At 70.1% G+C, this 26,154-nt stretch carries 20 protein-coding genes; 10 read left to right on the top strand and 10 right to left on the bottom strand.

Annotated elements, in window-relative coordinates; genetic code table 11:
* The first annotated feature begins 79 nt into the window (after window positions 1-79).
* From gcvH to AC5YDA_RS04190, 7 genes are all read left to right on the top strand, one after another.
* A complete protein-coding gene (gcvH, locus tag AC5YDA_RS04220; protein WP_496188600.1) occupies window positions 80-460 on the top strand; it encodes a glycine cleavage system protein GcvH in 381 nt (126 codons plus the stop codon).
* A gap of 63 nt (window positions 461-523) precedes the next feature.
* Window positions 524-1,021, top strand: coding sequence for an FHA domain-containing protein (locus AC5YDA_RS04215; RefSeq protein ID WP_496188601.1), 498 nt, complete (start codon window positions 524-526; stop codon window positions 1,019-1,021).
* Window positions 1,022-1,732, top strand: coding sequence for a transcriptional regulator FtsR (ftsR, locus tag AC5YDA_RS04210; RefSeq protein ID WP_496188602.1), 711 nt, complete (start codon window positions 1,022-1,024; stop codon window positions 1,730-1,732).
* A 52-nt stretch (window positions 1,733-1,784) separates the two neighbouring features.
* Entirely contained in the window at window positions 1,785-2,258 is a 474-nt protein-coding gene (locus AC5YDA_RS04205) for a bifunctional nuclease family protein (RefSeq protein WP_496188603.1), read from the top strand.
* Between the two features lie 112 nt (window positions 2,259-2,370).
* Window positions 2,371-2,952 (top strand): MerR family transcriptional regulator, encoded by a 582-nt coding sequence (locus tag AC5YDA_RS04200; RefSeq protein ID WP_496188604.1) that lies wholly within the window; start codon window positions 2,371-2,373, stop codon window positions 2,950-2,952.
* 104 nt (window positions 2,953-3,056) lie between these two features.
* Window positions 3,057-5,903 (top strand): aminomethyl-transferring glycine dehydrogenase, encoded by a 2,847-nt coding sequence (gene gcvP / locus AC5YDA_RS04195; protein WP_496188605.1) that lies wholly within the window; start codon window positions 3,057-3,059, stop codon window positions 5,901-5,903.
* Window positions 5,904-5,980: 77 nt separating this feature from the next.
* The gene (locus AC5YDA_RS04190) at window positions 5,981-7,090 is read left to right on the top strand and encodes a YhjD/YihY/BrkB family envelope integrity protein (protein ID WP_496188606.1); all 1,110 of its coding nucleotides are present in this window, start codon (window positions 5,981-5,983) and stop codon (window positions 7,088-7,090) included.
* A 95-nt stretch (window positions 7,091-7,185) separates the two neighbouring features.
* On the opposite strand, the gene AC5YDA_RS04185 is transcribed toward AC5YDA_RS04190, so the two are convergent.
* Window positions 7,186-8,412: a pyrophosphate--fructose-6-phosphate 1-phosphotransferase gene (locus tag AC5YDA_RS04185; RefSeq protein ID WP_496188607.1), complete on the bottom strand. Its 1,227-nt coding sequence runs from the start codon at window positions 8,410-8,412 to the stop codon at window positions 7,186-7,188.
* A gap of 174 nt (window positions 8,413-8,586) precedes the next feature.
* Between AC5YDA_RS04185 and AC5YDA_RS04180 the strand changes: the two genes are divergently transcribed.
* A complete protein-coding gene (locus tag AC5YDA_RS04180; RefSeq protein ID WP_496188608.1) occupies window positions 8,587-8,994 on the top strand; it encodes a hypothetical protein in 408 nt (135 codons plus the stop codon).
* A 10-nt stretch (window positions 8,995-9,004) separates the two neighbouring features.
* Here AC5YDA_RS04180 and AC5YDA_RS04175 read toward each other — a convergent pair whose 3' ends face one another.
* Complete coding sequence (locus AC5YDA_RS04175) at window positions 9,005-10,132, bottom strand: MalY/PatB family protein (protein WP_496188609.1); 1,128 nt, start codon at window positions 10,130-10,132, stop codon at window positions 9,005-9,007.
* A 38-nt stretch (window positions 10,133-10,170) separates the two neighbouring features.
* Here AC5YDA_RS04175 and AC5YDA_RS04170 point away from each other — a divergent pair, with 38 nt between their 5' ends.
* Window positions 10,171-10,794: an L-threonylcarbamoyladenylate synthase gene (locus tag AC5YDA_RS04170; protein ID WP_496188610.1), complete on the top strand. Its 624-nt coding sequence runs from the start codon at window positions 10,171-10,173 to the stop codon at window positions 10,792-10,794.
* A gap of 13 nt (window positions 10,795-10,807) precedes the next feature.
* On the opposite strand, the gene AC5YDA_RS04165 is transcribed toward AC5YDA_RS04170, so the two are convergent.
* The 8 genes from AC5YDA_RS04165 to AC5YDA_RS04130 all read right to left on the bottom strand — a co-directional run bounded on the left by AC5YDA_RS04165 (window position 10,808) and on the right by AC5YDA_RS04130 (window position 24,465).
* Entirely contained in the window at window positions 10,808-12,310 is a 1,503-nt protein-coding gene (locus AC5YDA_RS04165) for an Hsp70 family protein (protein ID WP_496188611.1), read from the bottom strand.
* A 48-nt stretch (window positions 12,311-12,358) separates the two neighbouring features.
* On the bottom strand, window positions 12,359-13,309 hold the full coding sequence (locus tag AC5YDA_RS04160) for a PAC2 family protein (protein WP_496188612.1): 951 nt from the start codon (window positions 13,307-13,309) through the stop codon (window positions 12,359-12,361).
* Between the two features lie 64 nt (window positions 13,310-13,373).
* On the bottom strand, window positions 13,374-14,072 hold the full coding sequence (locus AC5YDA_RS04155; protein WP_496188613.1) for a DoxX family protein: 699 nt from the start codon (window positions 14,070-14,072) through the stop codon (window positions 13,374-13,376).
* Window positions 14,069-14,992 (bottom strand): transglutaminase family protein, encoded by a 924-nt coding sequence (locus AC5YDA_RS04150; RefSeq protein WP_496188614.1) that lies wholly within the window; start codon window positions 14,990-14,992, stop codon window positions 14,069-14,071. Before AC5YDA_RS04150 ends, AC5YDA_RS04155 begins: the two co-directional genes overlap by 4 nt.
* A complete protein-coding gene (locus AC5YDA_RS04145; protein WP_496188615.1) occupies window positions 14,989-17,571 on the bottom strand; it encodes a circularly permuted type 2 ATP-grasp protein in 2,583 nt (860 codons plus the stop codon). The genes AC5YDA_RS04150 and AC5YDA_RS04145 overlap by 4 nt, the downstream gene beginning before the upstream one ends.
* A gap of 13 nt (window positions 17,572-17,584) precedes the next feature.
* The gene (locus tag AC5YDA_RS04140; protein ID WP_496188616.1) at window positions 17,585-21,055 is read right to left on the bottom strand and encodes a transglutaminase family protein; all 3,471 of its coding nucleotides are present in this window, start codon (window positions 21,053-21,055) and stop codon (window positions 17,585-17,587) included.
* Window positions 21,056-21,183: 128 nt separating this feature from the next.
* Window positions 21,184-23,433 (bottom strand): maltose alpha-D-glucosyltransferase, encoded by a 2,250-nt coding sequence (treS, locus tag AC5YDA_RS04135; RefSeq protein WP_496188617.1) that lies wholly within the window; start codon window positions 23,431-23,433, stop codon window positions 21,184-21,186.
* A gap of 48 nt (window positions 23,434-23,481) precedes the next feature.
* Window positions 23,482-24,465, bottom strand: coding sequence for a metallophosphoesterase (locus tag AC5YDA_RS04130; protein ID WP_496188618.1), 984 nt, complete (start codon window positions 24,463-24,465; stop codon window positions 23,482-23,484).
* 171 nt (window positions 24,466-24,636) lie between these two features.
* Between AC5YDA_RS04130 and AC5YDA_RS04125 the strand changes: the two genes are divergently transcribed.
* Entirely contained in the window at window positions 24,637-26,127 is a 1,491-nt protein-coding gene (locus tag AC5YDA_RS04125) for a DUF1846 domain-containing protein (RefSeq protein ID WP_496188619.1), read from the top strand.
* Window positions 26,128-26,154: the final 27 nt, after the last annotated feature.

Here is a 26,154-nt window from a genome sequence, read left to right as displayed (position 1 = left end):
CCTGTACGCTCTGTTCTCCATTAGGCTGATCACCGTCCGGTCCGGGGGGTCCGGGGTCAGCCGAGACAGAGGAGAAGTCGTGTTCCCTGAGGATCTTCGCTACACCGACAAGCACGAGTGGGTCCGCGCCGGTAACGGCTCGACGGTGCGCGTGGGCATCACGAGCTACGCCGCCGATGCCCTCGGTGACGTCGTGTACGTGTCCCTGCCCCAGGTGGGTGAGGAGGTCGCGACAGACGACGCCTGCGCCGAGGTCGAGTCCACCAAGAGCGTGAGCGACGTGTACGCGCCGCTGTCCGGCGTCATCACGGCCGTCAACGAGCAGCTGTCCGACACACCGGACACGATCAACAGCGACCCCTACGGGGACGGCTGGCTCTTCGAGATCGAGCTGTCGGACCCCAGCGAGCTGGAGGACCTGATGGATTCGGACGGCTACGCCGAGGTCGCGGGCGAGTAGGGTGTGTCGGTCGCCGGTACCTCCGGCGACCAGAGGGGTCACCCGGCCCAGGGGAGGAGTTCCATGTTCACGTGCCCGGAATGCGGCCAGGAGGTCGCAGCAGGAGTCAACTTCTGCTCGAACTGCGGCGCGCCGTTGCGCACGAACACCGGCGACACCACCCGGGTGATCCCGGTGGTGAAGCATCCGGCGGCGGACGTCCCGGTCGAGGTGACCGACCCCAAGCTGCCGGCCCTCCCCGACGTGCCGCCCGGGGCGTCCGCGCTCGTCGTCGTGCGCGGACCCAACGTGGGTGGCATCTTCCTGCTCGACCAGGACACGGTGACGACCGGTCGCCACCCCCAGTCGGACATCTTCCTCGACGACGTCACCGTGTCGCGTCACCACGCGAAGTTCACCGAGCGAGGTGGCCACATCTGGCTCTCGGACCTGAACAGCCTGAACGGCACGTACGTGAACCGCACCCTCATCGATGGCGAGGTGGCGCTGCGCAGCGGTGACGAGGTGCAGATCGGCAAGTTCCGGCTCGTCTACATGGTGGCGCCCAGCGGACGGAGCTAGATGCCCCCTGCCACCAAGAGCATCGGGCAGGTCCTCAAGGTCCTGAAGGAGGACTTCCCGGACATCACGATCAGCAAGATCCGGTTCCTCGAGGGTGAGGGCCTGATCTCGCCTGAGCGCGCCCCGTCCGGGTACCGACGATATTCCTCGGTCGACATCAAGCGCCTTCACTACATCCTCGACGTCCAGAAGAACCACTACCTGCCGCTGAAGGTCATCCGGGAGAACCTCGAGGCGATGGACGCCGGCGAGGAGCCGCCCAGCCCGGTGGCCCAGGCCAACCCGGGCACCCCCGGGGTGGCGGAGGTGTCCGACGACCTGCCCCCGGCCCTGCCGCCGGCGAAAGGTCCCCAGCCGAAACGGGCGATCCACGTCAACCGCAAGGAGCTGCTGCAGATCTCGGGGCTCTCGGAGGCGATGCTGAGCGAGTTGGAGGAGCACCGCCTGGTGCTGCCCCGCCACGGCACCGTTTACTACGGCCGCGATGCGCTCACGATCGCGGTCGCCGCGCGCAAGCTGGGGGAGTACGGGATGGACGCCCGCCACCTCCGTGCCATCAAGCAGGTGGCCGAGCGGGAGGCCGCGCTCATCGAGCAGGCGGTCCACGCGCACAGCCGGCGGCGCTCGGCGACCCGTGAGACGATCGCCGAGGTCATGAAACTGGTCATGTACGCCCATGCGGCGCTGCTGCGCTCGTCCATCAGGTCCTGAACCGGAGGTGACCATGATCCCGATGCTGTTCAGTGAGGTGAGGGTGACCGGAGTGGCTGACACTCCCGTCCTCCTCCTGCGCGAGGCCCAGGGAGTGCGCCACCTGGCGGTGTGGATCACCGCGGCCGGAGGCAATGCGATCCTGTCGGCACTGGAGGACGCCGACGACGAGCACCCGGGAACCCACGACCTCATGATCGAGGCCCTGTCCGTCCTGGAGGCGGTGGTCGATTCCGTGCACATCACCGACGTGGTCGAGGGTGTGTACTCGGCCCACATCGTGGTCGGGGGCAGCAACGTCACCGCTCGGGTGTCGGACGCCGTGGCCCTGGCCCTGCGCTGCGGCGCGACGATCCTGGCCGACGAGGACCTCCTGGACGAGGCGGGCGTCGGTGGCTCGGACACCGAGGTCCCCCCCGCCGGGACCCTCGGTGAGGGCGGGGGCGACGAACAACTGGAGGAGTTCCGGGCGTTCCTCGACATGATCAACCCCGAGGACTTCGGCCCCTCGCCGCAACAACCCTGACGCATCGCTTGAGGGTTTGGTGAAGTGCCGGCCACCCATGGGCGTGTCGAGGTCCCTCCCGGATCCCGGGCGCTACCGTCATACTGGTAGGACGACGAACGACGCAGGAGGCATGGTGAACGCACCGCAGGAGAAGGCCCCGCGGCCCACGGCTGGGTTGCAGGACGTCCTCTTCGAGGGCGACTTCTCGCCCATGCCGGAGGACATCGGCTTTCGCGGTCCGGTGGCCTGCAGCGCCGCAGGCATCACGTACCGTCAGCTCGACTACTGGGCCCGCACCGGCCTCGTGGTGCCCGAGGTCCGCGCGGCCGAGGGTTCCGGCACGCAGCGCCTGTACTCGTTCCGCGACATCCTGATGCTCAAGGTCGTCAAGCGCCTGCTCGATGCCGGCATCTCCCTGCAGCAGATCCGGATCGCCATCGACCACCTGCGTGCCCGGGGTGTGGAGGACCTGTCCAGCGTCACGCTGATGAGCGACGGCGTCTCCGTGTACGAGGCGGTGTCGGACTCCGAGATCATCGACCTCGTCCATGGCGGGCAGGGCATCTTCGCGATCGCCCTGGGCCGGGTGTGGCACGACCTCGAGGGCAGCCTTGCATCCCTGCCCACCGAGCGGGCCGAGCCGGGCGTCGCCGCTGAGCCGGTCCTCACGGACGAACTCGCCGCTCGGCGCGCTGCCCGCAACGCGGTCTAGGAGCCTGCGCGGCGGTTGCCCGGTTTAGTAGGCTGGGAACCCGTGCAGCGCCAGTCCGGGTGAGCGTCTCCCGGAGGTCAACGGCGCGGCAGAGGGAGTGCGTCATGGAACCGTTCGGCATCCGTCACCTCGGGCCCACCGAGCAGGATCGGGCCGCGATGCTCGATGCCCTCGGCGTGGCATCGTTGGACGCCCTGACGGACGAGGCGGTCCCCGCCGACATCCGGACCACCGCTCCGATCGATCTGCCGGCCGCCGTCAGCGAGGCGCAGGTGCAGACCGACCTCGCGCGCATGGCCGCCCGCAACAACCCGCTCCGCGCGATGATCGGGCAGGGGTACCACGGCACCGTGACGCCCCCGGTGATCCGTCGCGGCATCCTGGAGAACCCGGCCTGGTACACCGCCTACACGCCCTACCAGCCCGAGATCAGCCAGGGCCGACTCGAGATGCTGCTCACCTTCCAGACCATGGTCGCCGACCTGACCGGGTTGCCCTCGGCCGGAGCCTCGCTGCTCGACGAGGCCACCGCCGTCGCCGAGGCCGTGGCCGTTGCCCGCCGCCAGCAGCGCAAGGGCTCGGTCGTCCTGGTGGATGCCGGGATCCTGCCCCAGTCACTGGCCGTCGTGCGGACGCGCGCGTTCGCCCTCGACGCCGAGGTCGTCGTGGTGGACGACCTCGTCTCCGGGCTGCAGCGCCACGACGCGTTCGCCGTCGTGGTCCAGACCCCCGCCGCCGACGGATCGCTCCGGACGATCGACGAGCTGCGCACGATCGCCGCCAAGGCCCACGAGAACAACGCGCTCGTCATCGCGGCAGCGGACCTGCTCGCCCTCACCCTGCTGCCGGCCCCGGCCGAGTGGGGCGCCGACCTCGCGGCCGGCACGACGCAGCGCTTCGGCGTCCCGCTGTTCTACGGCGGTCCGCACGCCGGGTACATCGCCGTCGGCGCCGGCATGGAGCGCCAGCTGCCCGGACGCCTCGTCGGGTTGTCCAAGGACCGTCACGGCACCCCCGCCCTGCGGCTGGCGCTGCAGACCCGTGAGCAACACATCCGCCGTGAGAAGGCGACCTCCAACATCTGCACCGCTCAGGTCCTGCTCGCCGTCACGGCTGCGGCGTACGCCGTGTACCACGGGCCCGAGGGGCTGCAGGGCATCGCGCGCGACGTCCACACCGGGGCTCGTCGGCTGGCGGCGGCCATCTCCGCCGCCGGGGGAGAGCTGGTCTCGGACTCCTTCTTCGACACCATCACGATCCGGGTTCCGGCTGATTCGGCGCGGATCGTGGCCGCGGCCCGCGAGGTCGGCGTCCACCTCTGGGCGCTGGACGAGGACCGCGTCAGCATCTCCGTCGGCGAGGACGTGACCGAGACCGAACTGGCGGCTGTGGCGTCCCTGTTCGGTGGCACCCTCTCGGACGCCGTGGCCGGCGGTCTGGGCCAGCCCGCACGCGGGACCAGCTTCCTGACACACCCGGTGTTCCACTCGTACCGGTCCGAGACGGAGATGATGCGCTACCTCCGCGCGCTGGGGGACCGCGACTTCGCGCTCGACCGCGGCATGATCCCGCTCGGGTCCTGCACGATGAAGCTGAACCCGGCGGCAGCGATGGAGCCCATCAGCTACCCCGGTTTCGCCAACCTGCACCCGTTCGTCCCGGCGCAGGACGCGCTGGGGTACGCCGAACTGGTGTCCGCCGTCGAGGCCCAATTGGTCGCCGTGACCGGGTATGACCGCGTGTCGCTGCAACCCAACGCCGGGAGCCAGGGTGAGTTCGCGGGTCTGATGGCGGTGCGTTCCTACCACCGGGCGCGCGGTGAGGAGCACCGGACCATCTGCCTCATCCCCGCGTCCGCGCACGGCACGAACGCCGCGTCCGCAGCCATGGCCGGGATGGACGTGGTCGTGGTGAAGACCGCCTCGGACGGCTCGATCGACTTCCACGATCTCGAGGCCAAGATCGCCAAGCACGCCGAGCGGCTCGCCGTGATCATGATCACCTACCCGTCGACGCACGGCGTGTACGAGACGCGCGTCGCCGAGCTCTGCGACAAGGTGCACGAGGCGGGCGGCCAGGTCTACGTCGACGGTGCCAACCTCAACGCGCTCATGGGCCTCGCCCAGCCCGGCAAGTTCGGCGCGGACGTGTCCCACTTGAACCTCCACAAGACGTTCTCGATCCCGCACGGCGGCGGTGGTCCGGGCGTGGGACCCGTGGCGGTGCGCGAGCACCTCGCGCCGTACCTGCCCAACCACCCGGTGGTGGCCGAGGCCGGTCCGGCCACCTCGTACGGCCCGGTGGCGGCCTCGCCGTTCGGCTCTGCGGGGGTCCTGCCGATCACCTACGGCTTCATCGCCCTGATGGGCCCCGACCTGCGCCTGGCCTCGCAGACGGCGGTGCTGTCGGCGAACTACCTGGCCAAGCGCCTGTCGGAGCGGTTCCCCATCCTGTACACCGGTGCCGGTGGCTGGGTCGCCCATGAGTGCATCGTCGACCTGCGGCCGCTGACCAAGGACACCGGCGTGACGGTGGACGACGTCGCCAAGCGCCTGATCGACTACGGCTTCCACGCGCCGACGATGAGTTTCCCGGTCGCGGGAACGCTGATGGTCGAGCCCACCGAGTCGGAGTCGCTCGCTGAGCTGGACCGCTTCGTGGAGGCCATGCACGCGATCGCGGACGAGGCCGCGCGTGTGAAGGCCGGGGAGTGGCCGGCGGACGACAACCCGCTGTCCAACGCTCCCCACACGCTGGCCGAGGTCGCCGCCGATGAGTGGAGGCACCCCTACCCGCGCAGCGCCGGTGGCTTCCCCGCCGGGCAGAGGCTGGGCGGTGTCTCCACCGGGGCCCGCGACAAGTACTGGCCCGCCGTCGCCCGCATCGACCAGGCCTACGGCGATCGCCACCTCGTCTGCTCCTGCCCGCCGATGGAGGCCTACGAGGACTGACCTCCCGACGGCTTGTGGGGGAGACACCCACCCCCACCCCTTGTCGCGGGGGTGGGGGCCTTGGTTAGGGTGAAGTCATGCCGAAGTGGATCGAGGACCTCAAGGCCAAGCCGTGGGCGGTGCACGTCCGCCAGGCGTTCGCACGATTCGGAGAGCGACTGGGGGGCCAGTTCGCGGCGGCGATCACCTACTTCTCGGTGCTCTCGATGGTGCCGGTGCTCATGGTCACCTTCGCGGCCCTGGGGCTCACGATCACCGTTTTCCTGCCGGACATCCTCGACCGGGTCAACGCCTGGATCCAGGAGGTCGTGTCCGGGCAGGGTGATCTGGGGGACCAACTCAACGCCGCCGTCGACCAGGCCTTCAACAGCTGGCAGACCGTCGGCGCCATCGGCCTCGTGTCGGCGGTGTGGTCGGGCGCTCACTGGGTGAAGAACATCCGTTCAGCCGTCCGGGCGATGATCCGCCCCGCCTTCGACGTCTCGGAGGCCAAGACGAACGTCGTCCTCGACACCCTGAAGAACGCGGGGATTCTCCTGTGCCTGCTCGTTCTGGTGGCACTCTCGATGGCCATGACCACGGTCGCGACGGCAGCGCGCGACCTGGTGGGGACGTTGCTCGGGCTCGATCGAGTGCCGGGTGGGCAATACCTGCTCTCCTTCGTGCCGCTCGCCGGCACGCTGCTGGCCGGCTTCGTGCTGTTCGCGTTCCTGCTGAAGGTCTTCCCGGAGACGCGCCTCCCCGCCGCCGTCCTCCTGAAGGGTGCCGGGATCGGCGCCGCGGGCATGGCGATCCTGCAGTACCTCGCCGGGCTGCTCATCGGCCTGTTCTCCGGCAACGCCGCCTATGCGGTGTTCGGCAGCGTCATCGTCGTCATGCTGTTCTTCAACCTCTTCGCCACGCTCATCCTCCTCGTGGCAGCGTGGGTGGGGACCCATCCGGAGGTCACCGGCCACGACGTGACGCTCACCGACTCCGTGCCTGCCCACCCGACCGACTACGCCACCAAGAAGATGGCTGCCGAACTCGCCGCCGCGCGCAGGCGCGAGGAGACCGACCAGATCCCGGTCGACGTGGCCCAACGCCGCGCCGCGGCGAGCCGGGGCGCGGGTGCAGCCGCCGGAGCACTCGTCACCGGACTCGTGGCAGCCATCGCTGCGATCCTCTCCGGCCTCAACCGACGCTGACGCCCCCGGCCCATGTGCATTTCCGGGTGGAAGGACCCCAAGGATTCTCGGGGTTCTTCCACCCGGAAATGCACACCGGGGGCGCGCAGCAGCGATCAGTGCGCGGCCGGGGGAGCCGCGACCGGGGCGTCCTGACCGATCTCGGACAGCAGGTCGAGGTACCACTGCTGCGTGATGTCGAACGGCTTGCCCCCGGCGATGCGGGCGAACTCGATGGGTCGCAACTCGTCGCCGCGCTCCTCGTCGTGGCCGATCACGCCGGGCTCGCCCCGGAGGGCGGCATCCACGGCGAGGTCGACCATGGAGCCGATGAGCTCCAGATCGTACTCGTTCGAGGCGGCGGACCGGGAGTAGTAGCCCGACTTCTGCACGAGGGTCTTCTCGGCACCCAGCATCTGGGCGAACTGCTCGCCGAACCATGCGCCGGGATTCACCTTGTCGAGGCGGATGTGGCCGAACGCGTCGCGCGGGACGTCCTGGCCGGCGGCCTCCATCTCGGCGACGATCGCCTCGACACCCGCACCCTCGGAGATGAAGATCGTCACGTTGCCGACCTCGTCCATGACCGTCCGCAGGCGCGCCGCCTCGGCCTTGAGGTCGATGACGGCCTCGGGCAGGTAGATGCCGTGGACGTCCCACGCCTTCTGCGACAGTCCGATGCTGGGCAGCCACTGCTGCGCGGTGAGCCACTCGCGGTACTTGCGGGCGGTCGCGGCGGTCAGCCAGCCACAGTTGCGACCCATGACCTCGTGGACGATGAGCATGCGCGCGTTGGCGTTGTGCTCGGCGACGACGTTCTGGGCGAAGCGCGAGCCCATCTCGGCGGCCGTGTCAGCGCCCAGGCTCTGGCGGATCGGGATGACGTCGTTGTCGATCGTCTTGGGCAGGCCGACGACGGTGAGTTCGTAATCGTGCTCGTGCAGGTACTGCGCCAGGTCCGCGGCGGTGGTGTTGGTGTCGTCGCCCCCGATGGTGTGCAGGATGGTGACCCCGTCCTCGATGAGGCGGTCCGCGGCGAACTTGAGCGGGTCCACGCCCTCGGCGACCAGACCGCGCTTGACGAGGTCCTTGGTGTTGGTGAGCTTCACCCGGCTGTTGCCGATCGGCGACCCACCGAAATTCTTCAGGAGCGCTGCGTTCGCGCGCGCCTCGTCGTCGACCTTCAGGTGGTCACCCGACAGGAGGCCCTGATAGCCGTTCCTGTACGCGATGATCTCGATCTCAGGCGCAACCCGGGTGTAGCGCTCGATGAGTCCTCCCACCGCGGTGGACAGGCACGGGGCGAACCCGCCGGCGGTGAGCAGTGCGACCTTCTTCGTCATGGATGACCTCTCGCGTGGGGAACAACAGCAGCCTCGTGGGCGTCAGCGTCAAGCCTAGGGGGTGTCGGGCGCCCTGGGTCAGGGTTGTCCCGTTGGCCCGACCTGTGGATGACGGCCCCCCTTCAGCAGGAGGCGGGTGGCAGGATGGGGGCGCACCCCACCGCAGGAGCACCCATGATTCCCGTTCACCCCCGGCCCGGTCGCGATCAGCGCGGCCAGGCCGTGTCGTCCTTCGTCGCGGTCGTCCTCGTGGCGATCTTCGGTGTCGCCGGCCTGGTGGTCGACGGCGGGGCGCGTTCAGCGGCCAAGGCCGACGCGGAGGCCGCCGCGGCGCACGCCGCCCGGGCGGCCGTGGACGCGAGCGCCCGCCACCGGGCCGCCGGGCGGCCCGTGGACCTCGGCACCGTCCGCGCCGCCGGTCAGGCTGTGCTGGCAGAACGGGGCCTCACGGGCACGATCAGCGTGGTGGGCGGATCCGTCCATGTCTCGACCAGCACGTCGGTGCGCACGGTCTTCCTAGGCCTGATCGGCATCACCACGCTCTCGGCCTCCGGCGACGCGACGGCGGCCCTGGCGGCCTGATCGCCGATGGTCAGGCGAGGCTGGCCGCCATCCGCTCGACCGCCTCGGTGATGATGTCCGGCGAGGTCGCGAGGTTCATCCGGACGAACTGCCCGTGGTCGGGGCCGAAGTCCGCGCCATGGTTCAGGGCGACCCGTGCCCGGGTGAGGAAGTGGTCGCGCGGGCTCCCCAGACCGAGCTCCGAGCAGTCCAGCCACGCGAGGTAGGTACCGGGAGCGGGGTCGTAGCGGACACCCGGCAGCTTCTCGGCGACCAACTTCGCCAACAGCGCCTTGTTGTCGGTCACCTCGACCATGACCTCGTCCACCCACCCCTGTGCGTGGCGCAGGGCGGCCGTGTGGGCGATGGTGCCCATCTGGCTGGTGGACTGGTTGGCCAGGGGAGGCAGGTTGTCGAACGCCTCCTGGGCCCGGGTCCCACGGATGAACAGGCCCGCCTTGAATGCGGCGAGGTTCCACCCCTTCCCCGCCGAGAACGCCACCACGGCCCGCTGGCCCTCGTCCAGGGTCAGGATCGGAGTGAAGCGGACGCCGGGATCGACGAGGACGGCGTGGATCTCGTCGACGACGAGGAGGACGCCGTGCTCGTCGCAGAGTCGTCCGACCGCGGCCAGTTCCTCGGCCGTGTGGACCGTCCCGGTCGGGTTGTGGGGGGAGCACAGCAGGTAGGCGGTGGGGGAGTCCGGGCCGGTGAAGGCGTCCTCCAGCGCGCCGAGGTCGAGGCGTCCCTCGGGGGTGAAGGGAACGGGGGTGACGTGGCGGCCGTAGCCCTGGATGACCTGCCAGAACGGCTGGTAGACCGGCGGGTTGAGCACCACGTGGTCACCCACGGCCGTGTTGCCGATCAGGAGGGCCAGGATGGCGTTCATCACGTCGCCCGAGCGACGCAGCTGCTCGGGGGCGGGACGCCAGCCCCAGCGGGACTCCGCCATGTCGGCGTAGGCGTCGGCGTAGCGCGTCCCCCACGGGTACCCGGTGTCGCCGACCTGCATCGCCGAGACCACCGCGTCGACGACCGCCCGGTGCAGGTTCAGGTCCATCTCGGCGACCCACAGGGGCAACACGTCGGGCTCGAAGACCTGCCACTTCAGTGATGTGCGTCGGCGCAGTTCGGACTCGGTGAGGGAGAACAGTGACATGCAGGAGATTGTGGCACCTGCCGACTAGGGTGATGTCCATGGCCCGGTACTTCGACGTGCACCCCGCCAACCCGCAGCCGCGGTCGATCCACCAGGTGGTCGACATCCTGCGCTCGGGGGGGCTGATCGTCTACCCCACGGATTCCGGCTTCGCGCTGGGGTGCACGCTGGGCAATGCCGAGGGGCTGGAGCGCATGCGGTCGATCCGCAAGCTCGACCGCCATCACCACTTCACGCTCGTGTGCTCGACGTTCGCCCAGCTGGGCCGGTACGTGGAGATGGGCAACGACGTGTTCCGAGCGATCAAGTCGGCCACGCCCGGTCCCTACACGTTCATCCTCCACGCGACGCGGGAGGCGCCCAAGGCCATGCTGCACGACAAGAAGAAGACCGTGGGTGTCCGCATCCCAGACCACGTCACGGCCCAGGCCTTGCTGGACGCGCTGGGGGAGCCGCTCATGTCGAGCACGCTGATCCTGCCGGACCGGACCGAGCCGATGCTGGACGGGTGGACCATCAAGGAGACGCTCGAACACGTGGTCGACGCGGTGCTGGACTCGGGCGACGTGGGGGTGGGCCCCACGACCGTCGTGGACTTCACCGACGAGGAGATCGGCATCGTGCGTGCCGGAGCCGGTGACACGGCCCCGTTCGAGGGGTAGCCCGCGGGACGCGTCAGGCCAGTTCGGCCGTCAGCGTGTACCCGTCCTCGACGTCGGTGATGCGCGCGGTGACGATGCCGTGCTTGTCGATCGTGTAGGTCTCCTCGATCGTGGGGCCCTCCCACGTCCGTTCGACCGGGATCCCGGTCAGGTCCCGTCCGTCGCGCAGGGCACGATCGTAGGGGAACAACACTTCGCAGTAGGGCACGACGTCGCCGGTCGGCTGGCCGGTGGGGCCGAGTGAGGTGTACTCCACGAAGCGGAACGCGCCGATGTTGTGGACCGGCCGGTAGCGCCGGGTGACCACGACGTCGCCGTCCGGGCTGGTGTGCAGGTCGCTGTCGAGAATCGCGTCGAAGGCCAGTTGGCTGCCCCCGTCCCACTCGCGGAACACCCCGAAGCCGCGCGAGAGGCGGTCGGTGAGGTGGAAGCCGGACGTGGCGTCCGCGGCGATGGCCAGACCGATGGCGGTGGACGCCGCGGGGTACGGGGAGCGGTGGACGCGGCGTCCGAAGCGCTCGCGGAGCACCCGGGCCACGTGCGGCAGCCCCGACGCGCCACCCACCAGGTAGAGGCCGGCCACCTCGGCGGCCCCCAGGTTGTCTCCGTCGAGTCCGCCCAAGAGGGGCTCCAGCACGTCGAGGGTGGCCTCCACCAGCGGGGTCGCGGCCTCGTAGAACTGATCCACGGTCACGACGACGGGCGTGCTGCCGACCTCCAGGGCGATCCTCTTGGACTGGGGGGAGAGGTTCTCCTTGGCCGTGCGGCAGTCGTCCAGCAGGGACGCCCGCTCACGGTCGGTGAGCTCGACCGGGGCACCCACTTCGCGCAGCGCGCACGCGGCCAACACCTCGTCGAAGTCGTCGCCGCCCAGACGGTTGAGGCCGACCGACCCCACGACCTCGTGGGACAGGTCGTCGACGCGGACCAAGGAGGCATCGAAGGTGCCGCCGCCCAGGTCGTACACGACGACCCGGGTACGGCGACTGTTGATGCTGCGGGGCTGGCGATGGGTGAACTCGAAGCCGGCGGCCGACGGCTCGTTCAGCATCCCCACGACGTTGAAGCCCGCGGACCGGAAGGCCGCGAGGGTCAGGAAACGCTGGGCGGAGTGGGCGTGCGCCGGCACGGCGACGACCGCCTCGAGTTCCTCCCCCTCCGCGATCAGCGGGGTCAGGTTCGAGGCGGTCCGCAGGGCATGCCCCAGCGCGGTGAGGAATCCGGTGACGAGGTCGACGAGCCGAATCCGGAGGCCCTCGACGTCCACGGTCGTGTCGCTGATGATGCTGCCCGAGGCGAGTTCCCGCTTGAAGGAGCGGACCAGGAACGCGCCCGCGGCCGCGGCCTGCAGGGCCTCGAAGCCGTACACGAGCTGGTCGCCCCTGCGCGCGACGACGGAGGGGAAGTGGTCGACGGTGTCGCCGTTGGGGTCGGTGAAGCTGACGACGGGGTAATTGCCCCGGTCGACGACGGCGACGATCGTGCGGGTGGTGCCGAAATCAATGCCAAGCTTCATGACGGTCACGCTACCCGGACGACGTCCGCCCTCCGGAACGTGTCCCGCTCAGGGGACGGGGCCGACCGGAGGCTCCGATCCGTGCTCGCCCTTGTCGTCCGCGTCGCCACCGAGCTCTGCGAGGAACTGTTCGAACTGCTCACCGATCTCGTCGGCCGATGGCAACTGGGCCTTCTCGGCGTTGCGGAGGTCGCGCTCCTGGACGAAGTGGTCGTAGCCCCGCTCGAGGGCGGCCACCATGCCGGTGAGTTCCTCGCTCTCGCGGACCTGATGGTCGATCTGGGCACGGACGATGCCGGCCGCGAGGTCGAACCCGTCCGTGGGGACCGCCAAGGACGACGCCTCCCGCAACGCTGACATCAGGGCGCGCGCGGCGTCCGGGTAGTCGTTCTCGGCGATGTAGTGCGGCACGTGCGCCACCAGTCCCAGGACGTCGTGGCCGGCTTCTCCCAACCGGAGTGTCAGGACGCCGGTGAAGGACGCGCTGAGCTGGAACGTGCCGAGGACCGGCACCTCGTCCTCGAGCAGGGCGGGGTCGGACGCGAAGCGCGTGACCGCAACCGGCCGCGTGTGCGGGGCGGGTGCCGGCATGGACTGGACCAGAACCGTCCTGTGGACACCCAACTGGTCGATCACGTGCTGGACGCCGGCGGACATCCGCTCCCACTGGAGGGACGGCTCCGGGCCGTTGAGCAGCAGGAAGTCCCGACCGTCGTGGTCGGTCAGCAGGTGGAGGTTGATCTCGGGCTTGTCGTACTCGCCGAAGTGGTCGCGGTCGAACACGATCGTCGGGCGACGGCCCGCGTAGTCGATCAGCTGGTCGGCGTCGAAGCGCCCGATGACCCGGTTGGGCAGGTGCTCCAGGAGCTCGGCGTCCACGAGGCGCTGGGTGTGCCCGGCATCGACGTAGCTGCCGAGGGTCACCACGAGGGTGTCGGCGTGCAGCGTCCGCTGGTCGACGTGGGATTCCCACGAGAACAGCGAAGTCGGTTCGAGCATGACGTCCTCCTGCCTTACTGGTTCGACAGCCCCATCAACGCCGACGATCCCGCGCGCATTCCCGTCAGCGCTCCAGGCGCTTGGTCACCCGCCGTTCGACCCGCCGCTCACGTCCGGACGCGGTCACGGCGTGGTCGAGGGAGACGCGACCCGGTCCGGTGAGCACGAGCGGCAGCGCCAGGGCGGCGTAGGCCAGGAGCCCCTCCCCGGCCACCGTGCGCGTGACGGGATCGAGCAGCGGGGCGCCATCGAGCACCTCCAGGGCGTGGAGGCCACCGATGACCAGCACCTGGGCCAACGCGGCCAGCCGCGTCCCGAAGCCCACGGCGAGCAGGATCGGCAGGCCGAGTTGCCCGGCCACGGCCAGCCCACCGGCCAGCTCGGGGGCCGCGGAGAGCACGGCGTGCTCCCGGAGCCTGTCGGTGAGCGCGAAGAAGTTGAAGGCGTTGCCAATGCCGTGCAGGACGAGGGGGAGCGACAGCAGCCGCAGGACCAGCAGGCCGAGGTCGGTCGACGGCCGGTTGTTGAGGCGCGAGACCTGGAGCTCCCAATCAAGGGTGCTCCGCGGGTCGGGTCGCTCCTCCTCGCTGGTCGGGCTGGGCACGCGGATCGGTCCGACGTGGGGGGTTTCGACCGTCGGGATCACGCGGGTCCTCTCGGACTCGGGCGTGGTGGGCGGCACACCGAAGGCGATCGTGCGCTCGGCGTCAGGGTCGCCCCCCGTGTCCCGCGACCAGGGGGAGCCCTGGGGTTCCTGTGTCATGTTTCCTCCTCCACTCGGATCACGTCGACGGCCACCGACAGGGTGCTGGACGCTCCCTCGGTGAAGATGACTCCCTTCAACGGTGACACGTCACGGAAATCTCGCCCCCAAGCCGTCATCAGGTAGCGGCTGTCGGCCAGGTGGTTGTTGGTGGGGTCGAGGTCGACCCAGGTCCCGCCCGGTACCATGACGGCCGCCCAGGCGTGCGTCGCGTCCGAGCCTGCCAGCTTGACCCGACCCGGCGGCGGGCTGGTCTCGATGTATCCGCTGACGTAGCGCGCGGGGAGCCCGACGGCGCGGAACACCCCGACGGCCAGGTGCGCGAAGTCCTGGCAGACGCCGGCGCGGGTGGCGAGCAGTTGCGGCAGGGTCGTCCTCGTCGTCGTGGCTCCCTTGGTGTAGGCGAAGTCGCGGAAGATGCCGCCCGTGACCGCGACGATCGCCTCCCCCAGGGGCCGATCGGGTGGGGCGAGCGTCTCGGCGAAGGCTCGCACCTCGGGGCCGAGGGCGACCAGCGGTGATGCCAGGAGCAGGGTGGCGCGCTCCAACGGGTTGACGCCGGCCTCCGCGCTGAGGGCCGCCGCTGCCTCGGCGACCGTCCAGCGGTTCAGCGCGTCGAGGTCGACCTTCGGGTACGCCACCTCGATGAGACTGGTCTTGGTCACGGTGAGGGCACGGTGGGGGGTGCTGATCTCCAGGTAGTGGCTGAAGTTGCCGAACGCGTCCACGTGCTCGTCGAGGACGTCCGGGGTCGGCGAGACCTCGATCGCGTGGGACAGGACCCGCTGGTTCGCTGTGTCGCGTGGCCGCAGGCACGCGCGGCCGAAGGAGCTCGTGACGTCCGCCTCGTAGGTGTAGGCGGTGACGTGGCGGACCTCGTAGCGGCGGGGACCGAGGTGTCCGAGGGCCTGCGCGCTCATCGCGCACCCCGGGTGTGCTCGGCCACGGCGAAGCTGCTCTGCGGTGCCTGGGTGGAGAAGTGGGCGGCCTCCACGGCGTCCGAGAACGTGCGCAGGCCCTCCTCCAGACCGATGAGGCTCTCGACGAGGTCGAGGCGCTGTCCGGCGGCCAGCGCCACCGCGTCCAGGCCGAACACGGTGCCGTGGAGTCCGCGGAGTCGCTCCGCCAGCCGCACGTCGGGGGCGTGCCCGAGCGCCACGGCCAGCTGTTCCACCTGGAACGCCACGGAACGGGGGTTGGTGGCGTCGCAGACCAAGAGTTGCAGGGCGGACGCCGCGGGCTGCGCCGGGCCGACGCCGGCGGACTGCCTGCGTCGGTGGGTGATCAGGCTGTCGCCGACCCGCAGGACGGCCTCCACGACCTGGCCCTCGACGACCGGGGAGCGGGGGAGTGCGATCGTGTTGCGCAGGAGGCGGACGGTGGACTGCGCACGTTCCATGCGGCGGCCCGCCTCGATGAAGGCCCACGTGGGGTCCCGGACGAGGCTCTCGGTCACCAGACCGGACAGGGCCAGCAGTGAGTCGAGGATGCGCTCACTGGTCAACTGCACGGGGATCGAGTCCTCCCCGCGCGCCTCGGCCAGGATGCGCTGCAACCGGCTCAACACGCTCGGAGTGCTCAGCGAGAGCACCTCGCGCACCTGCAGGGCGGTCGCGGCGGCGCGATGGACGGAATGGGCGACGCCCCCGACCACCTGCTCGTCGACCAGGAGTTGCTCCAGCACGGGGAGGGGATCATCGAGGTGCTGGGGGGACTGCGGGCCGGTGAACGAGGGGCATGCCATCGTGACGGCGCTCAGGGCCTCCAGCATCGCGCGCATCGCGGCGTTTCCCGGGGTGCCGGCGCGCCGGTGGTGGTCCTCGACGAGGTTGTCGGCGACGAGCAACAGCCGGGCGGCCATCTCGGCGCGCTCCGCATAGCGGCCCGACCAATACAGGTTGCTGCCCGTGCGGGGGGTGAGGCCCGGCAGGCGCGTCTCCCTGGGGAGCGAGCGCGTCCGGCCGTGGGAGCCGAGGTCGAGCGCCGCCGGACGAGGGTCGCCGCCGTCCAGGACCCAGACGTCCTTGGAAGCGGCACCGGTCGCGTTGGTGATGGTGAAGGTGTCCGCCGTGGACGCGATGCGTGCCAGGCCGCCGGGAAGGAAGTGGTACTGGCCGGCGACCGCGACGCCGAACGTGCGCAGGACGACGCCGCGCGGCTGGAGGCCGTGGGCGGTGACGAAGGGCGCGGTCGACGTGCTGATCGGTTCCTGGCCGACGAAGGCCCAGGGATCGGCCTCGATCCTCGCGGCCAGGGACGCGAGCTGCTCCCGGGATCGCTGCCAGCCCAGCACGTTCCCCCCGCCGCTCCCGCGGGCAATGGGCTTGACGATGAGTCGGTCAAGGTTCGCGAGCACGTGCCGGCGCGACGTCGCGTCCCCGCACCACCAGGTCGGGGGGGTCGGGAGGAGCAGGTCCTCGCCCAGCAGTTCGCGGGCGATGGCGGCCTGGAACGGGAACAGGCCCGGGTTCTCCAGGACCGCGGCGCGGAGCGGGTTGACCACCGCGACACTCCCACGTCGGGCCGCCGCGACCAGTCCGGCGACCCCGAGGCGGGAGGACCCACGCAGGTCGAGCGAGTCGCACCAGTCGGCGTCGACGCGACGCAGGACCACGTCGACGGCCTCCAGACGCCCCATCGTGCGGAGCCAGAGGCGGCCGCCGCGCATGACGAGATCATCGGACTGGGCCAGCGGATGGCCCAGCAACGTCGAGAGCATCGCTTGATCGAAGGCCGTCTCGCTCCCGGGTCCGGGGGTCAGCAGGACGACGTGGGGAACGTCCGACTCCGACGGCGGCGCCGCTTCGGCCAGCCCGAGTTGGAGCAGGTCGAACCAACCGCGCAGCCGGCGCAGGTTGGCCTGTCGATGCACCCGGTCCAGCGCCCGGGCGATGACGCGGCGGTTCGCCATCGCGTAGCCGGCCCCCGACGGCGCCTGCGTCCGGTCGGAGACGACCGTCCAACCCTCCTGGGTCCGGGCGATGTCGGTGGCGGTCATCGGGACGGACCGCGTGCCCCGTTGGGGGGTGCCGTGGGCCGCGGGAAGGAACCCGGGATGCCCGGCGACGACCTCGGCGGGAACGATCCCACGGCGGACCAGGCCGTTGTCCCCGGTGACATCCCGGAACACCGCATCCAGCAGGCGAGCCCGCTGCTCCAGTCCGCGTTCGAGCGCCTGCCACTCGTCGGCGCCCAGCACCAAGGGCAGGGGATCGAGCAGCCAGGGCCGAGGCCCGCCCTCCTCCGTCGCGGGGCCGTAGGTGACGCCGTCGTCCGCGAGCAGCCGCTCGACCCTGCGACGCCGAGCCTGCAGCCCGATCGTCCCGAAACGGGTCAGCGCCTCCTCGACCAGGGCCGCCCTCGGCCGGACGCCACCGGCCTCGATCAGTTCGTCCGGACCACGCCGCAGGCCCGGGGGAAGATCCGCGTCGGGGGAGTCCAGCCGCTCGGCGTACTGGAGTGCCAGGGGACTCGCCCCGTCGAGCAGTTCAGCGGACATGGCACCTCCCCGATCAGCCGCGCCCGCGGTCGTGCCGTCGCAGGTCGAGTGTCACAGGGTACTCACCGGGCTGGCTGGGGAGCAGGGAGGAGGTGACCGCCCAGCTGGAGCGGTCCACCCGTCCGCTCGTGCGGTTCGGCACGAACCGGCTGGCGCGCCTCGTCTCGGCGGCGGCCGCGTTCACCGGGCGGTCCTCGTACGAACGTCCTCCCGGATGGACGATGTGGTGGGTGAAGCCTCCGAGCGACTGCTCGTTCCACGTGTCGACGAGGTCGAAGTCCAGCGGGGCATGGACACCGATGCTCGGGTGGAGCGCCGACGGGGGAGCCCACGCGCGGAACCGCACCCCTCCGACGAGGGCGCCGGCGTCCGGCGCGGTGGAGAAGCCGCCGGTCGAACCGGGCGACACCAGGGGAACGGGCACGCCGTTGCAGGTCAGCACGTGGCGTCCCGGCACGAGGCCGGTCGCGGCGACCTGGACCCGCTCGAGGCTGGAGTCCACGTAACGTGAGGTGCCCTGTCGGGTGACCTCCTCCCCGAGGACGTGCCAGGGCTCCAGCGCGGCGCGCAGCTCCAGGTGCACGCCGTCGACGTCGACCTCCCCCAGGCGCGGGAAGCGGAACTCGAGGAACGGCTCCAGCCACGCGATGTCGAAGGCCGGTCCGTCGAGGTGCGCGTTGAGGTCCTCCACCACGGCGCGCAGGTCGGCCGCCGCGAAGCTCGGCAACAGGAAGCGGTCGTGCAGCCGGGTGCCCCAGCGCACGAGCGGCGCAGTGTGGGGCTCGTTCCAGAAGCGGAGCACCAAGGCCCGGACCAGCAGCTGTTGGACCAGGGCCATCCGCTCGTGGGGCGGCATCTCGAAGGCGCGCATCTCGAGCAAACCGAGGCGTCCCGCCGCACCCCGATCGGGGTTGTACAGCTTGTCGATGCAGAACTCGGCACGGTGCGTGTTGCCGGTGACGTCGGTCAGCAGGTGGCGCAGGAGCCGGTCGGTGAGCCACACCCGGGAGTGGCGCTGGCGCTCGAGCCGCTCCTCGTCGGGCTGGTCCCGCAGCTCGCGGTCCGCCCGCATCGACGCCCGGACATCGTGCTCGACGGCCGGGTCGGACGCCATGGCTGTCAGCTCGGCGAAGGCGATCTCGAGTTCGTACAGGGACTCGTGGCGCGCCTCGTCGACCCGGGGGGCCTGGCTGGTGGGGCCGATGAAGCGACCGCTGAAGACGTAGGACAGCGCGGGGTGGTTCTGCCAGAACGTGATGAGCGAGCGCAGCAGGTCCGGGCGCCTCAGCAGGGGGGAATCCCACGGGGTCGGACCGCCGAGCGTGATGTGGTTGCCCCCGCCGGTGCCCGTGTGGGTGCCGTCGACGTCGAACTTCTCGGTCGCCAGCCCGACCTGGCGCGCGTCCTCGTACAGGGTTTCGGTGAGGGCCACCTGGTCGGCCCAGGTGTCGGTGGGGTGGACGTTGACCTCGATCACGCCGGGGTCGGGGGTGATGGTGATGGTCCGCAGACGCGGGTCGACCGGCAGCGGGTAACCCTCCAGGACGATCGCGGTGCCGAGGTCCGCGGCCGTCCCCTCCACGGCGGCGAGGAGCGTCACGGCGTCGTCCAGGGCGTCCAGCGGGGGGAGGAAGACGCGCAGGTGGCCCTCGCGCTCCTCGAGCGCGAGGGCGGTGCGCGGGGAGTCCTCGATCGGGAGCTCGCGGGCCCGCGGGGCACGACCGTCGGGATGTCCGTGGGGGAGCCGCCGTTCCGGATCCTCGTGGTGCGTGATGTCGGGCCGCTCGCCCCAGGAGATCGAGTCCAACGGGAGCCGCAGGCCCAACGGCGACAGGCCGGGGACGAGGAACAGGTGGCGTCGCCGCACACGCCAGCGCGTCGTGGCCCAACCGCCGTGCTCGGGGTCGACGAACAGGGGGACGACCCAGCCCGCGGGCCGTCCGGCCAAGGCGTCGAGACGCTCGACCTGTGCTGCGCGGGAGGCCTCGCTGAGGAGGGAGCCCTCGGCAGGGTCAACCTCCAGCGCGGGGGGTGCACCCAACGGACGCCGCGCCTCGGCCAGGGCGGCCTCGACCGGGTCCTCGAAGGCCGGCAACACCAGGTCGTCCGCGATCCCGAGCCGGTCGGCCAGCTCGCGTGCGAACCGTTCGACCATCGCGGCGCGCTCGTCGGGGCTGCGCTCGGACGCCGGCGTCCACGGGTCGGCGAGCAGGGACCGATCACGCCACAGGGCCTGACCATCGGTCCGCCAGGCCAGCGCCATCTGCCAGCGGGGGAGCGGCTCACCCGGGTACCACTTCCCCTGGCCGTGCTGCGTGACCCCCTGGGCGGCCCACCGGTCGCGCAGCCGGGCCGTGAGTTCGCCGGCGAGACGGTGCTTCTCCTCGCCGTCGGCGCCGGTCGTCCACTCGGGCTGGCTCGTGTCGCCGGCCGAGACGAACGTCGGCTCGCCGCCCATCGTGAGGCGTACGTCGGCATCCACCAGCCGGCGGTCGACCCAGCCGCCCAGTTCCATGACGGCGGCCCACTGCCCGTCGGTGTACGGCTTGGTGACGCGCACGTCCTCATGGATGCGGCGGACGGTGTTCTCGAAGCGGAAGTCCACCTCGGTGATCCCGGTCGCACCCGAGATCGGGGCGGAGTTGGCGGGGTGGGGGGTGGCCGACAGTGGGATGTGCCCCTCACCCGCGAGCAACCCGCTGGTGGCGTCGAGGCCGATCCAGCCGGCGCCGGGGATGAAGACCTCCGCCCAGGCGTGCAGGTCGGTGAAGTCGGCGTGGGGGCCCGCGGGGCCGTCGACGGGTGCGCGGTCGGCGGCCAGTTGGACCAGGTACCCCGACACGAACCGGGCGGCCAGCCCGAACCGGCGCAGGGCGGCGACGAGCAGCCACGCACTGTCGCGACAGGAGCCCAGGGCCGCCGACAGCGTGTGGGCGGGCGTCTGGACTCCGGGCTCCATCCGGACGCTGTACGCGATGTCTGCCTGCACGGCCCGGTTCACGGCCACCAGGAAGTCGACGATCGGGGTCTCGGAGGTCGTGATGCCGAGGGGGGCGATGCGGCGCTCGATCCACGCGTCGACCGCGTCACGCTCGACCCCCGCCGACTCGGGGTCGGCGTCCACGCGCGCCAGGTAGGGCGCGAGGTCGGTGGCCAACTGGGGCCGGTAGACGAACGGGAACGTCTCCGCGTAGTCCTCGACGAAGAAGTCGAAGGGGTTGACCACCGTCATGTCCGCCACCAGGTCGACGGTGATCGACAGGTGGTCGGACGGTTCGGGGAAGACCAGCCGGGCGACGTGGTTGCCGAAGGGGTCCTGCTGCCAGTTGACGAAGTGATGGGCGGGCGAGACCGTCAGCGAGTACGCGGTGACCGGCGTCCGGGTGTGCGGCGCCGGGCGCAGACGAACGGTGTGGGGATGGATCGCCACCTCGCGGTCGAACGTGTACTCGGTTTCGTGGTGCAGGGCCACCCGGATCGTCACGCGTCCACCCTAGAGGCCACCGCCCGCGATCCACCCCCGGTTCGGCGCAACGCGCCGCGTCATCAGGCCTTGCCGAGCGGGGCGTCCAGGTCGGCCACTCCCTCGATGAGGCCGGCGTCGCACCGGGCTCAGTGCCCCTCGGCCTCCGGGGCGTCCTCATCCTGCTCCCGGATGGCCAGCGCCAAGCCGCCGAACGGACCGAGCTCGATGGAGAAGCCACCCAGGTTGTCCACCACCCCGAGCGGGCTGAGCGTCGCCAGGTCGACCACGCGTCCCGAGGGGATGTGTTCGCTCTGGACATGGGCCGACAGTTCCTCCTCGGAGAAGTTGAGCACGGTCACCTGGGTCGTCCCGTCCACGAGACGGTTGACCAGGACGAGCAGGCTGCTGAACGGCACGTCGGGGACGTCGACCAGCGTGCCCGTGGCCAAGCCGGCGCGCGTCCGGACCTCGAGGATGCGCGAGAGTCTGCGCGCGAAGGAATCGGGGTCACCGAGTTGCTGGGGGAGTGAGCCGTACAGCGCCGTGGCCCGCGGCATCCCGGAGGGCGACTTGACCGCCTCGGGGGCCACGTCCATCAGGTCGTAGGCGCCGCGCTCGATCCAGCGGGTGTCGCCGGTCCTGATGAGGCTCCGCACCTGGCCGCGGTCCAGCGGGAGTGCCCCGACGAGGTCCCAGCCCGACAGTGCGAACACCCCGGGCTGCCAGGCGTTGTACAGGCACAGCAGCAGGTGCGCGTCCATGATGCGCCGGGTGTCCTCGGGGGAGATGTCGGTGAGGTCCGTGATGCCCAGCGTCGCCGTGATGATGGACGCCGTGGTGCAGGCGATGCCGTTCTGGACGAAGGTCGCGTTGTACGGTCCGGCCTCGCCGGTGAGCTTGTCGCGCATGGTCTGGCGGATGTGCTCGGCCAACTCCGAACCGTTCATCTCCTCACCGCCCAGGGTGTACGTGTCCTGCGCGTGCATGGTGGCGAAGTGGACGAGCTCATAGGTGAGCTCGTCGTGGTTCTGCAGGGCGTGGACGAGAGAGGCCTGGTCGATGCCCAGGGCGATCGCCTCGCGGAGCGTGAGGCGCAGGAACTCGGTGTCGCCCGTCGCGAGCGCCACGTGGTAGGCCGGGCGGGTGATGAAGTCGTAGCTGAGGTCGGGGCCGACGGACCCCGTGTCCTTGATGTCGTCGATGGTGAGGTTGAGCTCCTGGAACGTGAAGCCACCCACCTTCCGCACCATCGACCCGATCAGCTGGTTGGCGGCCTGCGACAACGGGTGGCCCTCGGACCACGCGGGCGCCGTCTCGACCGACTTCTCCACACCCAGGAACCCGTTGGCGTCCAGCCGGAGCCCGCCCGAGCCGAGGTCGAGCAGGGAGTGCAGGGCGTCCCCCATCACCAGGCGCATGCCGGCGAACGTGGGGTCGAGCCAGTTGATCGACGGCTGGCCCTCCTTGAAGTAGTGCAGGTACACCCAACGCCGCTCAACGCCCTGGTGATCGCGGATCGGCGGAGTGGCCGACCAGTTGGTCTCCTTGACGCCCGGCTCGTAGAAGATGACGCGCTGGAGTGCGCCGATGATGTACCCCTCGTCGGCCAGGGCCTTCTCGGTGGCCGGGGAGAGGTTGACCGAGTCAGCACCCTCCGGCACGTCGGGCAGCAGGTGCCACGCCTCGCGGGGGATGTCGACCATGTGGTAGATGCCGGGGTAGTCCTTGTAGTTCAGCTCGGCGAGGCGGAAGTCAGCGCCCTTGCCGGTGTGTCCCGGCACGATGTCGTCGATGATCGTGCCGCCGTGGGCAGCGGCGTTCTCGCACATGTCGCGGTACTCCTGCTCGGTCCCGAACATGGGATCGATCGCCATGCTGATGCGGTCGAAGTGGCCGTCGACGGAGGGAGTGGGGTCCCACCCCGAGATGCCGCCGGCGAGCTTGACCGGGCCGGTGTGGATGGCGTCGATGCCGATCTCCTCGAAGGCCTCCCACAGTTCGTCGGCGCCGAGGGCACCGAGGAAGGACTGGCCCGGGGCGGTCATCTGCGACAGGGGATACGCGGTGTACCAGACGGAGGCCTGTTCGAGCGCCGCCCGCGGGTTCGGGGCCGCGAAGGCGTTCGCCCACATGAGGTGGTGGCCGGCGAGCTGGCGGGCCAGGGTCACGGCGTCCGCCAGCATCGACTGGTCGACCAACCATTCCACATAGGCCCGGTTGCGGCCGTCCGCCTCGAAGGGTCGCGCCCATCGTTCCTCGGGCTTGGGCAGGTGTCGGCGTGCGCGGGGCCGCAGGCGGGCCGGGCGCGCGGCGAAGCGTTGCTGTTCGTAGCTGATCTCCGGGGTGACCTCCTCGGTCACCTGGTCGGGACTCGGCTGCTCTGGCGTGGTGGACACCTCCCCAACGTTACTCACCCCGGACGCGCTGCGTCAGGCCGACACCCGTCAGGCTTCCGAAGCCACCCCTTCACCGCTGCGCCCCTCGGGCGAACCCTCGGAGCCCGGGTCCAGGTCCTCCGTCGGCTCGATGTCCGCCTCCGGGTCGACGTAGAGCGTGTTGATGTGCCGGGGGCCGAACAGGGTCCGCTTGGTGATGTGCAGGTAGTTGTTGGCGTCCGGCTCGACCCGCCAGCCGACCAGGGACAGGGCGCCGTCCACCAACTCGAGGCCGGTGATGTAGTGGGGGAACACACACGACCCCGTGTTGAAGTAGGGCAGGTCGTCCCCGCGCGGGAAGCGCTCACGGTGGGTGTGCCCGCAGATCAACGGCACACGGTTGTGCTTGATCCACCTGTTGTAGTTGCGCTCGACCTTGTGCCGCTTGAAGCTGTTCTGGATGGGGCTGGAGGGGCTCTTGATGCCGAGCATGTGCATCCGCCGCCAGAAGAGCCGGAAGGTGAAGCGGGTGAAGCGCCAGTTCTGGTCGTTGCTGAAGTCGCCCTGATGGCCGTGGACGGTGAGCAGTTCGCGTCCCGACTCCTTGTGGCGCAGCAGGATCGCCTCGTGCACGACCAGCCCCGGCAGGAACGGCTCGACCTCGCCCGTGACCGGGTTCGGCGCCTGTTCGTAGTTCGCGCGGACGAACTCGGGGTCGGCCATGTCGAAGTCGTGGTTGCCGAACATGCGGTAGAGGCGACCCTCGTCGTGGAACTTCTTGATCTCGCTGAAGACGATGCCGTTCGCCTTGATGATGTGCCGCGCGCTGTACTCCCACAGCTCGTCGCTGTCTCCGGCCTCGATCAGGGTGAAACCCTCGTCGTAGTAGTGCCGGACGGCCGTCACGAAGATGTTCTTGTTCTTGATGAACTCATCGGTCATGCTGCCGTCTCCACGGTGGCTGTCGGACAGCCAGACGAACTTCGAACTGTCGTCGAACTCCACCACCGTGGCATCCCGATAGGCACCGTTGAGGCGCTGCATCGTCTTCATCGAACCTCCGTCGCAAGACTTTTCTCAACAGTAACCGCCTCCCTGCGCTGCTGTCCGCAAGGACGTGGTCGTCCGCCCGGCACGGGGACCTGCAGCGGTTCGGAGCCGATCGGGGCCCCCGAGTGGTTCAGCAGGGATAGGATTCCGCGCGTTGTCCAGGACAGGGGAGAGATGCGCACGATCGGGTTCGACCGCGAGAAGTACCTGGCCCTCCAGTCGGAGCACATCGAGGCGCGCCGCCAGCAGTTCGGCGGCAAGCTCTACCTCGAGTTCGGTGGCAAGCTCTTCGACGACATGCACGCCTCGCGCGTGCTGCCCGGGTTCACGCCCGACAACAAGATCGAGATGCTGACCCAACTGGTCGACGACATCGAGATCGTGATCGTCGTCAGCGCCGGGGACCTGTCCCGCAACAAGGTGCGCGCTGATCTGGGCATCGGTTACGACGCGGACACGCTGCGCCTGATCGATGAGTTCCGGAACCGGGGCTTCCTCGTCGGAAGCGTGGTGATGACCCAGTGGTCGGACGACAACCGCCCGGCGAAGGCGTTCCGTCGCAAGCTCGAACGGCTGGGCGTCCGGGTGTTCCGGCACTTCCCGATCAAGGGCTACCCGCACGACGTCGGCGGAATCGTCAGCGAGTCGGGCTACGGCCGCAACGAGTACGTGGAGACGTCCCGCGACCTGGTGGTGATCACCGCGCCGGGACCGGGCAGCGGCAAGATGGCCACCTGCCTCTCGCAGGTCTACCACGACCATCAGCGGGGCATCGCGTCCGGGTACGCCAAGTTCGAGACGTTCCCGATCTGGAACCTGCCGCTGGCCCACCCGGTCAACGTCGCCTACGAGGCCGCCACGGTCGACCTCGACGACGTGAACATGATCGACCCGTTCCATCTGGCCGCCTACGGTGAGCAGGTCGTGAACTACAACCGCGACGTCGAGGTCTTTCCCGTCCTCAAGGCTCTGTTCGAGCGGGTGCTGGGGGAGTCGCCCTACCGGTCTCCCACCGACATGGGCGTCAACATGGCCGGGCTCTGCATCAGTGACGACGAGGTGTGCCGCCACGCGTCCGAGCAAGAGGTCATCCGCCGGTACTTCAAGGCGCTGGTGCACGAGAAGCGCGAAGAGCTGGAGCCGACGCAGTCCGATCGTGTCGCACTGCTGATGGGACAGCTCGGCATCGCCAAGGAGGACCGGCCCACCGTCCTCCCCGCCCTCGAGCTGGAGAGGCGGACGAAGGGGCCGGCGTCCGCCATCGAACTGCCCAACGGCACGATCGTGACCGGCAAGACGTCGGCCCTGCTGGGGAACTGCGCGGCGATGCTGCTGGACGCGCTCAAGGCGCTCGCCGGCATCGATCCCGAGGTGAAGTTGCTGGCCACGGAAACGATCGAGGCGATCCAGACCCTCAAGACCGATCACCTCGGCAGCCGGAACCCCCGCCTACACACCGACGAGGTGCTGATCGCCTTGTCGGTCAGCGCGAACACCGACGACAACGCGCGCCGCGCCCGTGCGGAACTGCACAGGCTCCGTGGTTGCGATGTGCACACCACCACGATCCTGGGCCCCGTGGACGAGGGGATCTTCCGCAACCTGGGCGTCAATGTGACGTCGGAACCCGTCTACCAGCACGCCCGGCTGTATCGGAAAAACTAGGGTTCCCCCGGGGGGTCACCCGGATCC

Source organism: Propioniciclava sp. LT294 (genome assembly GCF_059516005.1).
The sequence above is the reverse complement of the archived record's forward strand: the minus strand, read 5'-3'. Positions and strand labels throughout refer to the sequence as shown.